14 protein-coding genes and 4 tRNA genes are annotated in these 20,004 nt (G+C 40.7%); 5 read left to right on the top strand and 13 right to left on the bottom strand.

Going from position 1 to position 20,004, the window contains the following annotated elements; all coding sequences use genetic code 11:
• Nucleotides 1-103: 103 nt before the first annotated feature.
• A complete protein-coding gene (locus LC454_RS17405) occupies nt 104-739 on the top strand; it encodes a peroxiredoxin (RefSeq protein WP_077438013.1) in 636 nt (211 codons plus the stop codon).
• A gap of 363 nt (nt 740-1,102) precedes the next feature.
• Here the strand turns inward: LC454_RS17405 and LC454_RS17410 are convergent, their stop codons facing one another.
• Together LC454_RS17410 and LC454_RS17415 are read right to left on the bottom strand one after the other, a co-directional pair.
• Nucleotides 1,103-2,209 (bottom strand): serine protease, encoded by a 1,107-nt coding sequence (locus LC454_RS17410; RefSeq protein WP_223583744.1) that lies wholly within the window; start codon nt 2,207-2,209, stop codon nt 1,103-1,105.
• Between the two features lie 24 nt (nt 2,210-2,233).
• The gene (locus tag LC454_RS17415; protein ID WP_120261390.1) at nt 2,234-2,806 is read right to left on the bottom strand and encodes an RNA polymerase sigma factor; all 573 of its coding nucleotides are present in this window, start codon (nt 2,804-2,806) and stop codon (nt 2,234-2,236) included.
• A 292-nt stretch (nt 2,807-3,098) separates the two neighbouring features.
• Between LC454_RS17415 and LC454_RS17420 the strand changes: the two genes are divergently transcribed.
• The 3 genes from LC454_RS17420 (at nt 3,099) to LC454_RS17430 (ending at nt 9,022) form a co-directional block, all read left to right on the top strand.
• A complete protein-coding gene (locus tag LC454_RS17420) occupies nt 3,099-7,145 on the top strand; it encodes a glycoside hydrolase family 2 TIM barrel-domain containing protein (protein WP_223583745.1) in 4,047 nt (1,348 codons plus the stop codon).
• 362 nt (nt 7,146-7,507) lie between these two features.
• Nucleotides 7,508-8,749: an MFS transporter gene (locus LC454_RS17425; protein ID WP_120261392.1), complete on the top strand. Its 1,242-nt coding sequence runs from the start codon at nt 7,508-7,510 to the stop codon at nt 8,747-8,749.
• A 48-nt stretch (nt 8,750-8,797) separates the two neighbouring features.
• Nucleotides 8,798-9,022: a (4Fe-4S)-binding protein gene (locus tag LC454_RS17430; RefSeq protein ID WP_223583746.1), complete on the top strand. Its 225-nt coding sequence runs from the start codon at nt 8,798-8,800 to the stop codon at nt 9,020-9,022.
• 59 nt (nt 9,023-9,081) lie between these two features.
• Here LC454_RS17430 and LC454_RS17435 read toward each other — a convergent pair.
• The 9 genes from LC454_RS17435 to LC454_RS17475 form a co-directional block, all read right to left on the bottom strand.
• Nucleotides 9,082-9,158: transfer RNA gene (locus LC454_RS17435), tRNA-Asp, on the bottom strand.
• A 27-nt stretch (nt 9,159-9,185) separates the two neighbouring features.
• Nucleotides 9,186-9,259, bottom strand: a tRNA-Asp gene (locus tag LC454_RS17440).
• Between the two features lie 34 nt (nt 9,260-9,293).
• Nucleotides 9,294-9,367 (bottom strand) — tRNA-Asp (locus tag LC454_RS17445).
• Between the two features lie 60 nt (nt 9,368-9,427).
• Nucleotides 9,428-9,501 (bottom strand) — tRNA-Asp (locus tag LC454_RS17450).
• Nucleotides 9,502-9,574: 73 nt separating this feature from the next.
• Nucleotides 9,575-10,648, bottom strand: coding sequence for a peptide chain release factor 1 (prfA, locus tag LC454_RS17455; RefSeq protein WP_223583747.1), 1,074 nt, complete (start codon nt 10,646-10,648; stop codon nt 9,575-9,577).
• A gap of 98 nt (nt 10,649-10,746) precedes the next feature.
• Nucleotides 10,747-11,076: a DMT family transporter gene (locus LC454_RS17460; RefSeq protein WP_223583748.1), complete on the bottom strand. Its 330-nt coding sequence runs from the start codon at nt 11,074-11,076 to the stop codon at nt 10,747-10,749.
• Nucleotides 11,077-11,151: 75 nt separating this feature from the next.
• Nucleotides 11,152-11,733 (bottom strand): Crp/Fnr family transcriptional regulator, encoded by a 582-nt coding sequence (locus tag LC454_RS17465; protein ID WP_223583749.1) that lies wholly within the window; start codon nt 11,731-11,733, stop codon nt 11,152-11,154.
• Entirely contained in the window at nt 11,715-12,470 is a 756-nt protein-coding gene (locus tag LC454_RS17470) for a UDP-2,3-diacylglucosamine diphosphatase (protein ID WP_223583750.1), read from the bottom strand. The genes LC454_RS17465 and LC454_RS17470 overlap by 19 nt, the downstream gene beginning before the upstream one ends.
• Before the next feature lie 58 nt (nt 12,471-12,528).
• On the bottom strand, nt 12,529-14,697 hold the full coding sequence (locus LC454_RS17475) for a M1 family aminopeptidase (RefSeq protein WP_223583751.1): 2,169 nt from the start codon (nt 14,695-14,697) through the stop codon (nt 12,529-12,531).
• Nucleotides 14,698-14,915: 218 nt separating this feature from the next.
• Between LC454_RS17475 and LC454_RS17480 the strand changes: the two genes are divergently transcribed.
• Nucleotides 14,916-17,039, top strand: coding sequence for a prolyl oligopeptidase family serine peptidase (locus tag LC454_RS17480; protein ID WP_223583752.1), 2,124 nt, complete (start codon nt 14,916-14,918; stop codon nt 17,037-17,039).
• 114 nt (nt 17,040-17,153) lie between these two features.
• Here the strand turns inward: LC454_RS17480 and LC454_RS17485 are convergent, their stop codons facing one another.
• A complete protein-coding gene (locus LC454_RS17485; protein ID WP_223583753.1) occupies nt 17,154-18,392 on the bottom strand; it encodes a thioredoxin family protein in 1,239 nt (412 codons plus the stop codon).
• 315 nt (nt 18,393-18,707) lie between these two features.
• Nucleotides 18,708-19,946, bottom strand: coding sequence for a thioredoxin family protein (locus LC454_RS17490; RefSeq protein WP_223583754.1), 1,239 nt, complete (start codon nt 19,944-19,946; stop codon nt 18,708-18,710).
• Nucleotides 19,947-20,004 lie beyond the last annotated feature (58 nt).

Below are 20,004 nucleotides of genomic sequence, written 5' to 3' on the forward strand. Positions count from 1 at the left end.
TTTTTCATCTCAATTTAAAAAAGTAGGGAATTATTTGTTTGCTAAATTTAATCTACTATATTTGTAGAGTATGTGGTTTTGAACATATTTAAAAGATAAGATTATGAGTTTAAGATTAGGAGACGAAGCGCCAAATTTTAAAGCGCAAACGACTATTGGTGAAATCGATTTTCACGATTATATTAAAGATAGCTGGGTGGTGTTTTTTTCACATCCTTCTGATTATACCCCTGTATGTACAACTGAGTTGGGGCGTACAGCGAAATTGAAGTCTGAATTTGACAAAAGAGGCGTTAAAGCAATTGCGTTAAGTGTAGATAATGTAAACGATCATTTGAACTGGATCAAGGATATCAATGAAACGCAACAAACGGAAGTGAATTTTCCGGTTATTGCCGATGAAGATCGACACATTTCTGAGCTGTATGATATGATTCATCCGAATGCTTCTTTGACAGCTACTGTACGTTCGGTTTTCATTATTGGCCCCGATAAAAAAATAAAATTGACCTTGACGTACCCTGCATCTACTGGACGTAATTTTGATGAAATCTTACGGGTGATAGATTCATTACAGCTTACGGCAGATTATCAGGTGGCTACACCGGCGGATTGGAAGCATGGTGAAGACGTGATTGTCGTACCTGCTATTAAGACTGAAGATATTCCAGCAAAATTTCCAAAAGGATTTAAGGAAATCAAGCCTTATTTGAGAACAACCCCGCAACCTAATCTATAGGCAATTGGGTTAAATTTAGAGGTATACAAAACGTCAGATCCAAAAAGATCTGACGTTTTTCATTTCAGAGCCTATTCTAACACAGGGTAGCTAACCTTATTCGAACCTGTCAATCTACTGCAAGCATATTTTTCATGCGGGATACATACATTCCTTATGATCTGAAATTCTGATCGCTCATGTTCCAACATTAAAATTGCTTCATGAATAGCTGTTGAAACCGTACTGTTTATTTGGGTTTGTATCTGTGAACGACACAGCAGAAAGAATAGGCCGCATACTAAAAAGGGAAAGTGAGCAAGGGTCAAAAGAAAAGGCGATACTTATGTACCGCCTTTTTATAAGTATGATAAGATTACAGTCTTAATAGACCTTAACCATATAAATATAGTCTTGTAATTTTTTGATCTGTTCGGTTCTTGGTAGACCTGCCAATGCATTCTTCCTATTGATTTTTACGCCTGCGGTTAATGAGTCGCTAGGGATATCAGCAAGGGCATTCATGATTGACTTGGTTTTGATGGCAAAAGCAGCACCATCTATTCCTCTTTGTTTACCTGAAATAATACCGATCACATTTCCTTTACTATCTAGGACCGGACCACCACTGTTTCCTGGATTGACAGGAACAGATATTTGATAAGCAATGGTGTCACCCGCATAACCTGTTGAAGAGCTTAAGTATCCTTGTCCATATACTGCTTCATCACGAGGGAAACCGATTGTATAGATATCCTCACCTAAATCTGAAGTAGACGTTTTGAAGGTATAAGGTAAGCTTTTAGCCTTTTTGAAGTTTTTGTCGGCGATATATAAGATTGCCAAGTCTTTGCTGGCATCGGTGTGAACAACTTGTGCTTTGTAAGATTCACCTTTACCATTTTGCAGGTAAATGGAGTCCGCACCACTGATCACGTGATAGTTGGTTACGACATAACCATCTGTTGTCAACATAAAACCTGTTGCTCCAAATTGGCTTTCGCTACTTTTGACCGACTTTTTATCATTGATATCTTTGATCGCAGCGTTATGTGCATTGACGTTCTTTTTGACATTATTCATGTCACGACGTAATGCGCTGTAATCTGAAGAGGCTTTTTCCAAGTTGCTATAATAACCACTTAGCCATAAGGTGCCAAATACCGCAAATACTGCCACAACAGCAGCTACTAAAGAGCTTGCTTTGATCCGTTCCCAAAGAGAAATAACAGTAGACTGTTTCATCGGCACCACTTTCGTGGTTGTACCTTGGGATTTATGATATTCCTTGGCTGAGTTGGCCAATACATTTTTGAAATCAAGCCTCTGGCTAGTTTCCTTCATATTGGTAACAAAGTCGCGGTGTTGTTGTAATTGGGCAGCATACGAAGGGTTTTCAGCACAAAAAGATTCGAATGCCACTTTTTCCGCTGAAGGTAATTCCCCGCGGAGATATTGGTCAGCCAATTCGAAAAATTCTTTTTGATTCATTGTTCCCATGGTGTTACTCAAATTTTAATCTGTTGAAAAAAATATTTTTTTCAGCCGTTGAAGGCATTTATATTTTTGAGTCTTGGCATTATCTGTATTGGTATAACCAAATTTTTCACAGATGTCCTGCATCGAGTGGTTTAAGATATAGAAATCATGTAAGATCGTCTTACATGGTTCACCCATTTTCTCTAGCGCAAGTTCCATTTGATCGAACTTTTTTTCAAGTTCTTGGTGCTGTTGTAAATCTTCTTCCTCAAATAAGGAGTCTTCATAACCGCTAATGTCACTATTGCCAAAACCAGCACGATTGAGTTGCTTAAGCCAAAGCCTTCGACAAATCGAGTAAAGATATGTTTTGAGTTTGCTGCTGAGCTCAAAGTCACCTTTGGCAACTTTATCGTAGAGCACAATTACAGCCTCCTGAAAGATATCTTTTGCTTCATCCTCACTTCCATTGTTTTGCAGTATCATATGGCTTATGGATGGATAATATCGTTTATAGATACTATCTATCGCCAAGCTATTGCCTTCTTTGAGGCCTTCAATGATCTGCTCATCATTTTCTAGCAGGACTGATTTACTGAATTTACTCACCTATTAATACCTTAATGCCTAAATTGTAACCCTTTGAAAAATGAAAATCTTCAAAATATTTTCAAACGTAAACTTTTATTTGTTTAATGCGAAATCTACGCCCAAAAATACTGCTTATTCCCTGAAACCGAAAGCATTTGTTTTTGCTTCGATTTTCAGATGACCCTTGAATCATCCATTGTTTATTTATGTATCGAAAAAGTTTCGCAATCGAGTGCTTTAATAATCTGCTTGTTATTCCTCTAAAATGAAGTTACATTTGGTTTCCTGAACTAAAATGCTTAAATACATTATGTTAAGAAAATCAGTTATTTTTTCCACGCTACTGACCTCATTGCTGGCTCTTCATTCGACCTTGACAGTGGGACAGTCTTTTACACCACATATCGAAGGTTTCCAGTATGAAGATATCTTATCTCCAAAAGGTAATGAATGGGAATCACCACAGTTATTATCACTCAACAAAGAACTACCACATGCTTCGTTCTTTTCCTTTTCAAACGTAGAAAATGCGCGAAAAGTACTTCCGGAGCATAGTAACTTTTGGCGGTCACTTAATGGTTCCTGGAAGTTTCATTGGGTAAAGACGCCTGAAGAACGTCCAAAGGAATTTTACGATCCCAAATATGATGTAAATACTTGGGAATCCGTACCTGTTCCAATGAGTTGGAATATCTACGGTATTCAGAAGGATGGCAGCTTAAAATACGGTGTGCCGATCTACTCCAATCAACGTGTGATCTTTCAACACCAAGTGAAAGTCGATGATTGGCGTGGTGGCGTGATGCGCACACCGCCACAAGATTGGACCACTTATGTATACCGTAATGAAGTCGGTTCATACCGCCGTAATTTCACCGTTCCGAAAGACTGGGATGGGCGTGAGGTATTTCTCAATTTCGATGGAGTAGACTCATTTTTCTACCTCTGGGTGAATGGCAAGTATGTCGGGTTTTCAAAAAATTCAAGAAACCTTGCCTCATTTAATATCTCATCTTTCTTAAAAAAGGAGGGTGAGAACGTTTTGGCCGTGGAAGTTTATCGCAGCTCCGACGCTTCATTCCTGGAAGACCAGGATATGTTTCGACTACCGGGAATATTTCGCGATGTATCCCTGACTTCAACACCCAAAATCCAAGTCCGTGATCTGGCAGCAATTCCAACATTGGATGATCGCTATGAAAATGGTACGTTAAAAATTACGGGTACCGTCCGTAATTTGAGCGATAAGAAAGCCGACGGTTATAAGCTTGTCTATTCCTTATATAAAAATAAACTGTACAGCGATGAAAATACCTTGGTAGACCAGGCTGAAGCATCTGCTGTTGTTCCGCAATTAGATGCGAAGGCTTCGAACAGTATTGAAGCGACATTAGCGGTAAAAAATCCAGATAAATGGTCCGCTGAACTTCCTTATCGGTATACGTTGGTAGCCGAATTGAAGGACAAGAAAAATAAAACGATCGAGACTGTTTCAACCTATGTCGGATTTCGGAAGGTTGAAATTAAAGATACCAAGGCGTCTGATGACGAATTTGGCCTTGCTGGACGTTATTACTACATCAACGGCAAAACGGTTAAGCTGAAAGGTGTGAACCGCCATGAGACGAATCCTGAGCATGGAAAAGTCGTTACCCGGGAGCAGATGGAAGCTGAAGTGAAGTTGATGAAAAGCGCCAATATCAATCATGTGCGTAATTCACATTATCCAGAACCTGCATATTGGTATTACCTCTGTGACAAATATGGTATCTATCTTGAGGATGAGGCGAATATCGAAAGCCACCAATATTATTATGGAAAAGAGTCCCTTTCTCATGTCCCAGAATGGAAAAATGCGCATGTGGCACGTAATATCGAAATGGTGCATGCGACCATTAATCATCCTTCTATTGTGATTTGGTCGCTCGGAAATGAGGCTGGTCCTGGAGATAATTTTGTGGCCGCTTATGATGCGATCAAGAAAATCGATACCTCAAGACCTATCCAATACGAACGTAACAACACAATAGTGGATATGGGTTCAAATCAGTACCCATCTATTGACTGGGTCAGAGGAGCTGTCAAGGGAACTTACAAATTGAAGTACCCATTCCATATCTCCGAGTACTCGCACTCGATGGGAAATGCTGTCGGTAACCTGATCGATTACTGGGAAGCTATTGAGTCGACAAACTTTTTCATGGGTGGGGCAATATGGGATTGGATTGATCAATCCATGTATTACTATGATAAGAAAACCGGTGAACGTTTTTTTGCTTACGGTGGTGATTTTGGCGACAAACCTAACGATGGTACCTTCGTCAACAATGGATTGATCTTCGCTGATATGAAGCCCAAGCCACAATACTTTGAAGTTAAAAAGGTTTATCAAAATGTAGGGGTTAAAGCTATCGATATTCAACAAGGAAAAATTGAGCTGTTCAATAAAAACTATTTTAAAGATCTTAGTGATTATCAAGTCCAATGGTCACTGTTCAAAGATGGCGTAGCTATTGCAGGAAGCACTGGTACAATAGCTGCTGCTGATTTGCCTAAAGCTCGTCAGAAGAAACAAGTTGTCCTACCAATCGAATACGCTAAATTGGATGCCGGATCTGAATATTTTGTGAAAGTTCAATTTTTGCTCAATGAGGACAAGCCATGGGCAAATAAGGGCTTTGTTCAAATGGAGGAACAGCTGTTGGTTAAAGCCGCTGAAAACAAACCGTTAATTTCGTCTGTTGCCAATGGAAGAAATCCTGTGCTTTCCAAAGAAGGTGAGTTGCAGGTGGTAAAAGGGGATCAGTTTGTTGCAAAATTTGACAATAAGACTGGGGCAATCTATAGCTTAGTGTATGCTAACAAGCAAATTATACGGGATGGTGAAGGGCCTAAACTAGATGCTTTGCGTGCACCTGTCGATAATGATAACTGGGCTTATCAGCAATGGTTTGAAAAGGGCTTACATAATTTAAAGCACAAAGTATTGTCTTCAAACAGCTATACGAAGAAAGACGGTACAGTCGTTTTGGCATTTACAATTGAGTCGCAAGCTCCCTATGGTGCTTCTTTATTGGGTGGAACATCTGGGACGTATACACTCAAAGAGCATACAGATAAGCCATTTGGTAATGATGATTTCAAATTTACAAGCAATCAGATCTGGACAATATATAAGGATGGTTCGATTGAATTATCATCTAGTATCACTTCCAACAATGCAAGTGTTGTATTGGCTAGATTGGGGTACTCCTTGCAATTGCCAGGTGAGTTTGGTAACTACAGTTATTATGGACGTGGTCCGATCAATAACTATGCGGATCGTAAGACGGCACAATTTATTGAATTGCATAAAAGCACCGTAAAAGATCAATTCGTACCTTGGCCCAACCCGCAAAATATGAGTAACAATGAGGATGTGCGTTGGACATCTTTGACCAATAAGGATGGACAAGGAGCGATCTTCATTGCAAAGGAACATCTCGCTACGTCCGCATTGGAATATAGTGAACTAGAATTGACATTTGCACCGCACCCTTATCAATTACCAAAGAGCTCCGGTGTGCATTTGCATTTGGACGCTGCGGTCACAGGTCTCGGGGGTAATAGCTGCGGACAAGGGCCGCCATTGGAAAAAGACCGTGTGAAAGCGGTACCAACTTCAATCGGTTTTATTATCCGTCCGATCCAGCAAAATGATTACCTAGCCAAAGCTCATGTTGCTACAGCTGGAGATGCCCCTATTTCTTTCGCTAGAAGTTCAACAGGCGAGGTATCTGTTCTTTCGGGAAATAAAGCGGAGACTGTACTGTATACATTGAATAATGGAAAAGCAAACATCTATAAGAACTCTTTTGATCTGCGTCAGGGCGGAACAATAACAGCCTGGTATCAGGGAAATGAAAAACTAAAAGTAACACAACAATACAGTAAGATCGAAACAGTTCCGATGGAAGTGGTCTTTGCGTCCAGTCAGGAGACGGGTGAAAGTGATGCCAAGAACTTATTGGATGGAGATCCTACGTCGATCTGGCATACAATGTACTCAGTCACCGTAGCTCAATATCCGCATTGGGTTGATTTCGATGCGGCGAGTGTGAAGACTATCAAAGGTTTTACATTTTTGCCGAGGCCAGATGGTGCCAATGGCGATATCAAGGATTATAAGATTCAGGTAAGTAAAGATGGTAAAAACTGGGAAGATGTGATGTCGGGTACATTCGAGCGAAATAAAAAACTCAAAACCGTTCGTTTTGAGAAACCTGTCAAGGGACGTTATATTCGCTTTACCGCATTAAATTCACAACGTGGCGATGATTTCGCTTCAGGAGCAGAGTTTGCTGTTATCGCGGAATAAAGCATAAACTAGATGCGATTAAAGCCAGCACTTGGGAACAGGGGTGCTGGCTTTTTTGTTTTATATATCAGGTTTCAGTAAATGCTTCCGTTTCTACGGATTCAATACGTCTCAATAAATGAAAGGAACCTGTTCATTGCATGGTAATACTGACGGTTAAGTCTCTGGTATCAGGGAGCAGACAGAACACTATAGGGGTAGAAAATGTCGGTAGTAGCGTTGTTCACTCCTGTAGGTTCGTTAAAAAACTGGATCTAAAGGGGTTAAAAAGCCTGTTGAATAATTTTTATAAACTTATTGCTGAGAATGTTCCAGCGCTTGTGTATTTTTAACACAGTTTAAACCAAGATCATCATTATCATATGGAAATAGACCAACAGGCGAATGCCCCGTTTACGGCGTATCAAAAACTCGTGGTGTTTTTGCTGGCGATTACACAATTTACCGTCGTGCTCGATTTTATGGTGATGTCACCGATGGGCGATATCCTGATGAAGGCCATCGATCTAAAACCATCTCAATTTGGCATTGCAGTTTCAGCCTATGCTTTTAGTGCCGGCGCATCTGGACTATTGACTGCTGGTTTTGCCGATCGCTTTGACCGGAAGAAGCTCTTGCTGTTTTTTTATTCGGGTTTTATTGTCGGTACTTTTTTCTGTGGTTTCGCCAATGATTATTGGACCTTGGTTGCTGCCCGTATAGTGACGGGATTGTTTGGTGGTGTCATTGGGTCGATTTCCATGGCTATTATTACGGATATATTCACGCTTCAGCAAAGAGGGCGTGTCATGGGCTTTGTACAGATGGGCTTTGGTGCGAGCCAGGTGCTGGGGATCCCAATAGGTCTATATATAGCCAATAATTGGGGCTGGCATAGTGCTTTCTTATGGATCGCTGTCATGGCTTTGATCATTGTCATTATTATTGCAGTTAAACTGATTCCTATAACTGCGCATATCGGCCTGCAGAAGCATCAATCTGCACTTAAACACCTTTGGTCCACATTCTCGCAAAAGGAATACCGTATTGGTTTTCTCGCGACGGCGCTGCTCTCTATTGGTGGTTATATGATGATGCCTTTCGGAAGTGCCTTTGCCGTCAATAATTTACATGTTAGTCATGAGCAATTACCCCTATTATTTATGATATCCGGTGTTGCCTCACTGATTATTATGCCTATTGTTGGGAAATTGAGTGACCGCTATGATAAGTTTAAAATCTTTGCGCTAGCTTCGATATGGCTGATGGTGGTGGTCTTGATTTATACCAATCTGGGGGTTACACCATTTTATCTTGTTGTCATTTTGAATATCTTGATGATGGCCGGCATCTTGAGCCGCATGACTCCTTCTTCGGCTTTAATCAGTGCAGTTCCTGAGATGAAGGATAGGGGTGCATTTATGAGCATAAGTTCGTCCTTGCAACAGTTGGCTGGGGGAGTAGCTGCATCACTCGCTGGTGTGATCATTGTTCAACAGACAAAGGAAAGTCCATTGGAGCATTATCCAACCTTGGGTATTATTGTTGTTTTACTCTCCGTGCTGAGTATTTTTATGATCTATCGTGTCAGCAGGATGATAAAACGAAGACGTCCGATTTCCTAAAACAAAATCGTACTTATTGATATTAGTATTTCAGGAGAGATTTTTATTATGGAAGAAAAGATTGTTAGATATGATCATCCGAATGGGGAGATCACTGTACTTTGGATTCCGGAGCGATGTGAACATGCCGCCGTCTGTGTTAAAAGTTTGCCTCAGGTATATCACCCAAAAGATAGGCCTTGGATTACGGTTCAAAATGCCAACACAGCGGAACTGATTGATCAGATTAAGCGTTGTCCTTCTGGAGCGTTGCAGTACGAACTAAAAAAATAGACGAGGAAATTCGTGTAACAAAAAAAAGCATCATTTTATTCAAATGATGCTTTTTTTGTTGGCGGTCTGGACGGGACTCGAACCCGCGACCCCATGCGTGACAGGCATGTATTCTAACCAGCTGAACTACCAGACCAACAATGTGTGTTTTTTAAAATTTTAGCGGTCTGGACGGGACTCGAACCCGCGACCCCATGCGTGACAGGCATGTATTCTAACCAGCTGAACTACCAGACCTAAAATCTTAAAGATTGTTTTTAATAATTTTTAGCGGTCTGGACGGGACTCGAACCCGCGACCCCATGCGTGACAGGCATGTATTCTAACCAGCTGAACTACCAGACCTAAAAATCTTAAAAACTTATTCTGTTAAAGAACTGACCGAGATTACTCTCTTTTTTGAAGCGGTCTGGACGGGACTCGAACCCGCGACCCCATGCGTGACAGGCATGTATTCTAACCAGCTGAACTACCAGACCTCAACCCTTCTCCTCAGAAGGTGTGCAAATATAGCGTTTGTTTACGTATCTGCAAAGATTTTTTGAAAAAAAACTAGTCTACCTGACCGTCTTTCATCCTCTCCGCATTCTCCGCAAATTGCAATGCATCGATAATTCCTTGAATATCACCATCCATAATCGCCGGTAGGTTATACATCGTCATACCAATACGATGTTCAGTTACGCGACCTTGTGGGTAGTTATAAGTACGGATTTTTGCCGAACGGTCACCTGTAGAGACCAAAGTTTTTCTTTTTGCAGCAATATCACCATTCTTTTTGTTCAGTTCGAGCTCATAAAGTTTGTTACGAAGCATCTCCATCGCTAACTCACGGTTGGCCAATTGGGAACGTTCTACCTGACAAACGACAACAATACCTGTTGGTTTATGTGTCAATTGTACTTTTGTTTCTACTTTATTGACGTTCTGACCTCCGGCACCACCTGAACGGGATGTTTGTAATTCGATATCACCCGGATTGATCTCTACGTCGACATCCTCTGCTTCCGGCAATACAGCAACTGAGGCTGCTGATGTATGTACACGTCCTTGTGTTTCTGTATCAGGAACACGTTGCACACGGTGTACACCAGACTCATATTTCAATTGACCATAAGCATCTTCACCGATTACTTTAAGGATAACCTCTTTATAACCGCCTGAAGTTCCTTCGGTAACGTCCATCACCTCATTGCGCCAGCCTTTTGTTTCAAAATAACGCGTGTACATACGGTAAAGGTCACCGGCAAATAAAGCCGCCTCGTCACCACCCGTTCCACCACGGATCTCGATAATGGCATTTTTGGCATCCTCAGGATCTTTAGGGATGAGCATCAAACGGATTTCTTCTTCTTTTTCCTCTTTTTCAACCAATAAAATATCCAGCTCTTCTTTGGCCATCTCACGAAGTTCCTGATCCTTCTCGTTCATGATGATGTCCTTATTGGTATCAATATTACTGACCATATTTCTATAAATATGGTATTGATCCACGATTTTGCCCAAATCTTTGTACTCTTTATTCAATTTGGCAAAACGTTTCATATCTTGCATGGTGTCAGGGTTGCTTAATTCAGCTTCCACTTCTTCCCATCTTTCTTTGATCGCTTGTAATTTATCTAACATATATCAAAAATGCTTCTTCTAGGAATTTATGACCTAGATTACTATTGAGAGTACAAAAGTAAGGAAATTTTGTTGCTTTTGAACTACCTAGCCAGCTATTAATGAGAGGAAACTGCTTTTAGCCCAATGATAGAAGCAATCAGCGTGAAAATAAAGAATATGCGCCAGAAATCTGCGGGTTCTTTAAAGAAGATAATACCCATTAAAACCGTTCCGACTGCACCAATACCTGTCCACACAGCGTAGGCTGTTCCAAGGGGAAGTGTTTGTGTTGCTTTGATCAGTAAGCCCATACTTGCAAATAAGAAGACAACAAAGGCGCCATACCAAAGCCATTGTTCGCTGCCTTCTGCATCCTTGGCTTTTCCCAAACAGGTTGTAAAACCAATTTCACATATTCCTCCAAGAATTAAAAATACCCAGTTCATATATCTGTTTTTTTTTGTTTCAGGGACAAAGGTCTACGTTTTTCCGGAGAATAATTTTAACAAATGTTAAAAATTTTAAAGGATATTCGCACGAATACGGCTGAGGGTCACCTGGCTAACACCCAAGTATGAGGCGATGTAACCAAGCTTGATCCGTTGTATATATTGGGGATATTTTTCGAGCAACTCGGCATACCGTTCTTGGGCTGTATTAAAAAGCTTGGACATCGTACGCTGCTCCGCTTTGATAAATTCTAGCTCAGCCATTTTTCTTCCCCAATTGGCGATGGCAATGTCACTCTCATAGAGCGCAAATAATTGTTTTTGGTCAATTTGGTAGACAATACTGTCTTCCAGAAGATCAATGTTTTCGTATCCCGGTGTGTCATGTACATAACTATTCATCGAGATTAAGGTACCACCCGGAGATACAAAATCCAAGGTAATCTGTCTGTCTGCAGTTTCGTAATAGACCCGCGCTAACCCAGAGGCCAAAAAATAAATGTCCTTCTGGATTTTATCTTGCCTGATCAATATACTATTCCGTTTGCATACAAGCTTTTGACTGATCTGCGCAAGCCGATCAATGCTGTCGGGGTTTAGAAAATGGTAGCCCTGAAAGCAGTCTGCTAAAGAAATTACGATTTTTTCTCCCATTTTTCCAAACTTAAAGTTTCCCCATCCCATACCGCATAGGTATAATAATTGATCCATTCGCCCAAGTTGACAATACGGCTTTCTGGATTTAGTTTGACATCATAGGGTAGATGTCTGTGGCCAAATAGATAAAAATCGTGATGTTGCTTGCTTTCGAGTTCTTTCGCATAACCGATCAGCCATTCCTTGTCTTCGCCCAGGAATTTTTCATCTTCATTATTGGAGAGTCTGCTGTGTTTGGACCATCGGGTAGCGATTCCTATGCCCAGATTGGGGTGCAATCGTGCAAATAACCATTGGCAAAAACGGCTCCGAAATACTTTCTTCAGTAGTTTGTACTTATAATCACCGGAACCCAATCCATCCCCATGGTGGATATAAAAAAGTTTATTGTCTAGTACAAGTTCCAGTTCATTGTCAACGATCTGAACATTTAATTCCTTTTTGAGATAATCAAACATCCACATGTCGTGGTTGCCTTTAAATAACGTGATCGGGATACCGAGGTCGGCAATTTCCGCCAGTTTGCCTAAAAAGCGTATATAACCTTTGGGAACCACCGTTGCATATTCAAACCAAAAATCGAATATATCACCAACAAGATAGAGCTGTGCGGCATCGATCTTGATCGCGTCGAGCCACTGAATAATGGATCGCTCTCTTTCGCGCGAATGCTCCAACGGATAGGATCCTAGATGGAAGTCTGAGGCAAAATAGATTTTTTTTCTTGTTGACATGTGCCCAAATCTAAAGAAAATGGAAGCGAATACAAAATTCGCTTCCAGAATATCTTTTTTACAATTTGGACAAATCTGTTAGGAGGGTTTTCAAATATTCCGAAGCTTCGGGATCGATTTGCTTCAGAGTCTGTTGGAGCTGATCAGGATAGGCGTCTTTAATGGCCATGATTGAACTTACGATAACCATATAAGACTGATCCTTAACTCCGTTAAGTAGCAGGTTTTTATACTTTTTATCTTTGATCTGTCCCAGCTTTCGGATCGCTGAAGCACGTATTACGGAAGCGGATGATTTTTCTGCCAATGAAGCGATTATGTTTGCTGTCGATTTCCGGCTAGTTGGATCCGTTAGATCGAGTCCCTGAATGGCCGTCGCCACAAGGTCGGCATCCGGATCAGCCAATGCTGCTGTCAGTATCTCCCGTCCAGCTGTTGTTTTCGGGTTTTTAATGGCAAATAGCACAGCGGCGACACGGTTGGCGAATGAAGGGGCATGCTCATATTGATACCGATAATCGGCTTCGGTTTTGTCAATATGGATCTCACCGACAAGTGTTTTTTCGGGATCGATATCGATAAATTCAACCGTATTTTTTAGGGGAATAGTTAGCTGAGTATTCCGTTTGTTGAGCTGTACCGTTTTTCTCATTTTGCCTTCTTTGGTATAGATGTCAATGACAAGCGGTATTTGAAACGTTTGAACAGCGGAATCTTGCACCTGAGCGATGTTGAGGCTCAGTATATTGTTTTCATTTTTGGTTGTCACTTTGAGGATAGGATGTCCTCCTTTGTAATACCACTGGTTGAAATAAGGTGCCCAGTCTTTACCTGTCACTTCTTCCATCGTGAGGCGCAGCTGCTGCGGTTCCCCAGTTTTGAAAGAATTCTCGGTCAGGTATTTTTTGAGTGATTGATAAAAGGCAGCATCACCCATCTGTTCTTTTAAGGCGTATAAGATCAATGAGCCCTTGGCGTAGCTGATGTTATCAAACATATCTTCTTTGTCGTGGTAATAGTAACGCGCGAGCGCTGGACTATTGCCATTTTTGGTTGATTTGAGATAGGATTGTAGTTTTTCAAATCTTGATTTATCACCTTTTTCTTTGCCGCCATCATGCTCATGCCAGATGATTTCACCGAAGGTTGCGAAAGATTCGTTCATCGTTAAGTTAGACCAGGATTCGGCGGTAACCAGATCGCCGAACCATTGATGGAATAACTCATGGGCAATGGTACCCTCTTCATTTTCATCCAAAAGTTCCCTTTTGGTCTTTTGCACATGCTCACCATGTAAGGTCGCTGTGGTGTTTTCCATTGCGCCAGAAACATAATCGCGGCAGACGATTTGTGCATATTTGTTCCAAGGATAAGGGACTCCCAAGGTTTTGCCATAAAAATCCATCATGGCTGGAGTTTTACCAAAGATATCCTTCGCATAAGGGGCATACTTTGGCTCCAAGTAATAATCAACAGGAATATTATTGTACTTATCTTGATAGACCTTAAAGTCTCCAACGGCCATCATAAATAGATAGGGCGCATGGGGAAGATCCATTTTCCAGGTATCGGTACGTGTGCCATCATCATTCTTCTGCTGGTTGACCAGAGCTCCATTGGACAAACTGATATAATTATCCAGTACGGTCATTGAAATTTCGGCTGTCGTCTTTTGGTTGGGGCGGTCAATGGTTGGGAACCAGGCAGAGGAGGCTTCTGTTTCGCCCTGGGTCCAAATCTGTCGCGGTTTATTCGGAGTCTGTTCCTCGGGATTAATAAAATAGAGCCCTTTCGCATCATTGATTGCTGCACTCCCCTGTGCTTTTAGCAGATTGGGCTTGGCCGTATAATCCAGATAGATGGTATATTTCTCATTGGATAGGTAATTGCGATCCAATTTGATCAGAAGAGAATTATCGTCATAGGTGAATTTTAATGGGGCCAGTTGTTGCCCATTGACCAGTGCAATTTGTTTGATATCCATGCCTTTGGCATCCAGACGTAATGAATCTGTTGGGTAAAAATGTGGCTGTAGGGTGACCCATTCTTTACCGTTTAAATATTGGTTTTTATAATCAAAGCGGACATCGAGTTTGGTATGAACGAGGTTGTTGATCCGAGTGGGTGTGGAACGATATTGCTGATCTATCGGAAGTTGCTGCGCTTGACTCATACCGATAGCGGAAAGGGATATGGCCAAGTATAGGAAAGCGATTCTTTTGCGCATTGTTGAATTATTTAGAAGATTTAAATAAAGCTAAATAAATTTCGGCTGATGTAAAAATAACCATTTCGGAAAATCCATTGATATGATACTCGGTCCGTTCTTTCAGAAGAGTGAATTATTGTTTCCGAACTAGCGAGAATGACATTTACTTGAGATTAGCGCTATGAATTCTGAAATTATATTTGTTATTTTTGGATGAAACAAGTATAAAGTTTTTTATGATAAACAAAAAAATTGGCCTTATCCTAATGATGATAGGTATGGCAGGTACTGCAAGCACTGTTTGTGGACAGCAGTTGAAATATCCAACGACGAGCAAAGGCACTGTCGTAGACGAATTCTGGGGCGAGAAGGTATCCGATCCCTACCGTTGGTTGGAAGACGACCGTTCAGCAGAAACAAAAAGTTGGGTTCAAGCCGAAAATAAAGTCACTTTTGATTATCTAAATACCATTCCTTTCCGGACAAAACTGAAAGAACAATTAACGGAAATATGGAACTATGAAAAAATAGGAACACCTTTCAAAGAAGGAGCGTACACCTATTTCTTTAAAAACAACGGGCTTCAACAACATTCCGTACTTTACCGCAAACAAGGTGAGAATGGAGCAGAGGAGGTCTTCCTTGATCCAAATACTTTTTCGAAAGATGGGTCGACTTCGTTGGCCGACGTTTCTTTTTCAAAGGACGGAAGTTTAGTGGCTTATTCGATCTCTGAGGGCGGGTCGGACTGGAGAAAAGTAATCGTATTGAATGCCAAGGATAAAGCACCCGTAGGTGAGACCCTTGTTGATGTAAAATTCTCAGGTATCGCTTGGAAAGGTAATGATGGGTTTTATTATTCAAGCTATGATAAACCCAAAGGGTCTGAACTTTCAGAGAAAACAGATCAACATAAATTGTATTACCATAAACTTAAAACAGCACAATCTACGGACCTGCTGATTTTTGGCGGTTCAGCAACCCCGAGACGTTATGTGGGTGCTTCATTAACAGATGACCAGCGCTATCTGATTATCTCTGCGGCAAATACAACGACGGGAAATGAACTTTACTACCAGGATCTGAGCAAGCCGAATAGCAAGATCATCTGCCTACAGGATCATTTTGATGCAAATACGGGTGTTGTTGATAATATTGGAGATACCTTCTTATTGGAGACTAACTATAAAGCGGCCAACAATCGATTAGTTAAAGTAGATCTGAAAAATCCGGCCAAGGAAAACTGGAAGGATGTCATTCCTGAAACCGAAAATGTACTTTCGATCAGTACAGGCGGTGGCTACCTATTTGCAAATTATCTGAAAGATGCTGTTTCTGTTGTTATCCAATACGATTATACAGGTAAAAAAATCAGACAGATTGAATTACCTGGTGTAGGGACTGCCAGCGGTTTTTCGGGTAAGAAAAAGGAAAAGGAAATCTACTTTGGTTTCTCAAATTACATTACACCTTCATCAAGTTATAAATTTGATGTCAATTCAGGAAAATCGTCGCTTTATATCAAACCGAATGTCAAATTTGATAGCGACCAATATGAATCGAAGCAAGTGTTTTATACTTCGAAGGACGGAACAAAGGTGCCAATGATTATTACCTATAAAAAAGGCATCGTCTTGAATGGTAAAAATCCAACGATTGTATACGGTTATGGCGGGTTTAATATCAGCCTGACTCCGGCTTTCAGTACTTCCGTTGCAGTTTGGTTGGCAAATGGTGGTGTATATGCTGTTCCCAACTTACGTGGTGGCGGTGAATATGGTCAAAAATGGCATGATGGCGGCAGACAGTTTAACAAGCTGAATGTATTTAACGATTTTATCGCTGCGGCTCATTATTTACAGGAAAATGGTTATACTTCACCTGAATACACCGCATTGTCTGGAGGTTCGAATGGCGGTTTGCTTGTCGGAGCGACAATGACTATTGACCCTAAGGTAGCTAAGGTGGCTCTACCAGAGGTTGGCGTGTTGGATATGTTGCGTTACCATACTTTTACCGCTGGTGCCGGCTGGTCATACGACTACGGTACGGTCGCTGACAGCAAAGAGATGTTTGATTACCTGAAAGCTTATTCGCCTGTACATAATGTGAAAACTGGAGTTAGTTATCCAGCGACAATGGTATTGACCGGAGATCATGACGACCGTGTTGTTCCTGCGCACTCGTATAAGTTTGCGTCCGAATTGCAGGCTAAGCAGGCTGGTGATAACCCTGTATTGATTCGTATTGAAACCAAAGCTGGACATGGTGCTGGTCGATCTACAGAGGTGTTGATCAACAGTACAGTTGATAAATACGCTTTTGCGCTCTGGAATATGGGTATCAAAGCATTGAAATAAAGATATCGGATGAACCATCTATAGCCTGTTTTGGTTGTAGATGGTTCCTCCGAAGACAATAAAAAAGTCCAGAACGACGACATCGATCTGGACTTTTTTATTTCGGGATATTGTTTATTCCCAAGTTTTTTCGCCTTTTTTCATTTTTTGAAGCGTTGCTACATAATCCTCTTTTTTATCGTTTGCAGTCAAAAGTGAGATCGCTTTCTCTTGTGTTTTGATTGCTTGATCTTTGTCACCTAGACGATAAAGTAGGTTGGCGAAGGTATCGAGGTACATCGGTGTATCTTTTTCTTTCTCCAGTGATAATTTGCTCCATTCTGAAGCCGCTTTTAAACAAGCTGGATCATCACAGTTTTCAAAGATAGACCAAGCCATCTGGTTTAATTCCATTGCTGTGATCGTCGAACCGTATTTGGCAATATACTTATTAAAGCTGTCTCTCAATCCAAGATAGTTTTTGGTATAAGAGAAATAACGCGGTTGCATTTCCAAGCTCGCTTTTTCGGTATTGACTGTAGGGTATTTTTGAGCCAGTTCTTTTTCGATAGCAGCAAAATCCACGGCTTCTTTAGCCTGTATTTTGGTATTGACAGCTTCACCGACCAATAGTTTAGCTAGGAAATCATTTGCTTTAACCTTCTCACTGATGGCGTCAAACTTAGCTGGATTATCTTTTATCAAGTTAAATGCTTTCGAATCCTTAATGCTCGCCGAAGAAAGCAATAATTCCACATTTTCTTTTGTAAAGATCTGGTCTGTTGATAGCGAAGATAATACGATGCCCTCAGCTTTTGCCTGTGTTTCTTTATCATAAGCATCTTTTGCAGCCGCAGCCATAGCTTTTGCAATTGTTGTATTTTGTGGATCAGCATTGAATTTTGCTAATAGGGTTTCATATTGGGTATTCGGATCCAGCGCTTTTTGGGCCTTAGCAATAAAGCCATCCGCATCACCTCCGCCTACAATGCGGTGTACTAGATTACCTTTTGAATCAAAGATCAAGAAAGTAGGATAGGCTGCTACTTTATAATCTTTGGCAAAACGATCTGCTTCGGTGTACCAGGATTTTACCTCTTCATTGTCCTCTTTGGTCTTATCCATTTGGATTTTGGCATTGATAAATTTGGCATTGAAGAAATCACCTACCTTAGCCTGTGGGAAGATTGTACTTGTCATGTACTTGCAGGGGCCGCACCAAGTGGTGAAACAATCAACAAAAATAAACTTGTTTTCCTTGGTTGCCTTTTCTTTGATTTGATTCCAATTGAGACCATGCTCAAATTTTACACCCTCGCTTTGAGCGAATAGTAATGTTGGAACCAAGAATAGTATTAAAATTAATTTTCTCATAATTCGTTGATATTTAGCTGTTAATTTACAGAATAAAATCACTATCAAGAAAAATTTTATAAAAAAAATTAATCGGGGAGTTTACTATTTTGAAAAATTCAGTGGTGATCTCATTGAATTGAAGCTCGACCAACAAAATAATGGGCTTCACGGATTTTTCTAGCCCATCAGTTGACAATCCATAATATATGCTATAATGGTTCAGGTACTAGACTCCTGATGTTAGTGCTATAAAAAATTATGGAATCTAGTGGCTTAAATCTATTCCCACTCAAAACCCATCAGAAAAGAAATAGACCTCTTTCTCATCAATATTTAATTTTCCCAGGTTTGTATCCCTTTGGTCATTTTGTCCAATGTTTCCTGATAGATTGGTCGATCGTCGTCACTGGCCATCTCTATGGCTTTATTTTGCCACTTGATCGCCTTCTCTTTTTCACCTTTTTTATAAAGTAAGTTGGCGTATGTATCTAAGAATGCAGAGCTGGGATCTTCTATGATAGATTTTTTGCTCCAGCTGATCGCTGCGTCGATGCATTCGGGGTCACTGCTGTTATTAAAGATCGTCCAGGCAAAGGTGTTCAATTGATGCGCTGTGAAATCCTCTGATGATAGGTAATCATTTATGGTGTTTTTCATAGCCACGTAATTCTTGACCTGAAGATAGTAGTGTGCTTTGATCTTTTTAAACATCGGAACGAAATCTATATCCGGATATTTTGCTGACAGCTCACTCTGGTAACTATCCCAGTTGGGTTCATGCTTGGCATCTATTTTAATCAGGAAAAGCTCATTAACAACTACATTTGCGAGCGTACGATTTGCGATCCCCGGTGATTCTAGCAAAATATCTATTTTTTCTTTATTGTTGCGGATCAGATTAAAGGCTTTTGAATTTGTAAACTTGGCTGCCGCCAGAAGAATATGTACGTTTTCCTTTTTAAAAAGCTCATCGGTACCCAAAGAATTGGCCAAAGTATTTTCAGCTTTACGTGCGGTGCTTTCGTCATAAGCGATATTTGCTGCTTTTAACATCTGTTTGGCGGTATAGATGTCCTGAGGTCTTTTCTCAAATTTTTTTAACAGAGTATAATACTGTGTTTCGGGATATAGTCCGTCAGATACATGGCTGACAAATTCAGGGGCATCGTTTGCGCCAACAATCCGGTGTACAGCTTCTCCGTTTGGATTGAAAATCAAAAAAGTTGGAAAAGATTGGATATTGTACTCATTGGAAATAGCACGGGCATCAGCATACCACTTTTTAACGGCAGCATTGTCCGTTTCGGTGGAGTCCATTTGGACCCTGATACTAATGAAATTTTGATTAATGGGCTGACCAACCTGTTCCAAGGGGAACACCTCATTACTCATATACTGGCAGGGGCCACACCATGTCGCAAAAAGTTCAACGAAGATAAACTTGTTTTCTGCCTTCGCTCTTTCTTTGACCTGTTTCCAACTTAATCCTTCTACAAATTTCACCCCTTTGGTCTGGGAATGTGCTAAATTCCCAAATAAAATTGCAAGGCATAATGCGATTATACTTCTCATAACTCACTGAACAACTAGATTCATAATTATGTTTAAGTTATCAAATTAATCTGAAAAC

This window comes from Sphingobacterium sp. GVS05A, from assembly GCF_019969845.1.
Lineage (GTDB): Bacteria > Bacteroidota > Bacteroidia > Sphingobacteriales > Sphingobacteriaceae > Sphingobacterium.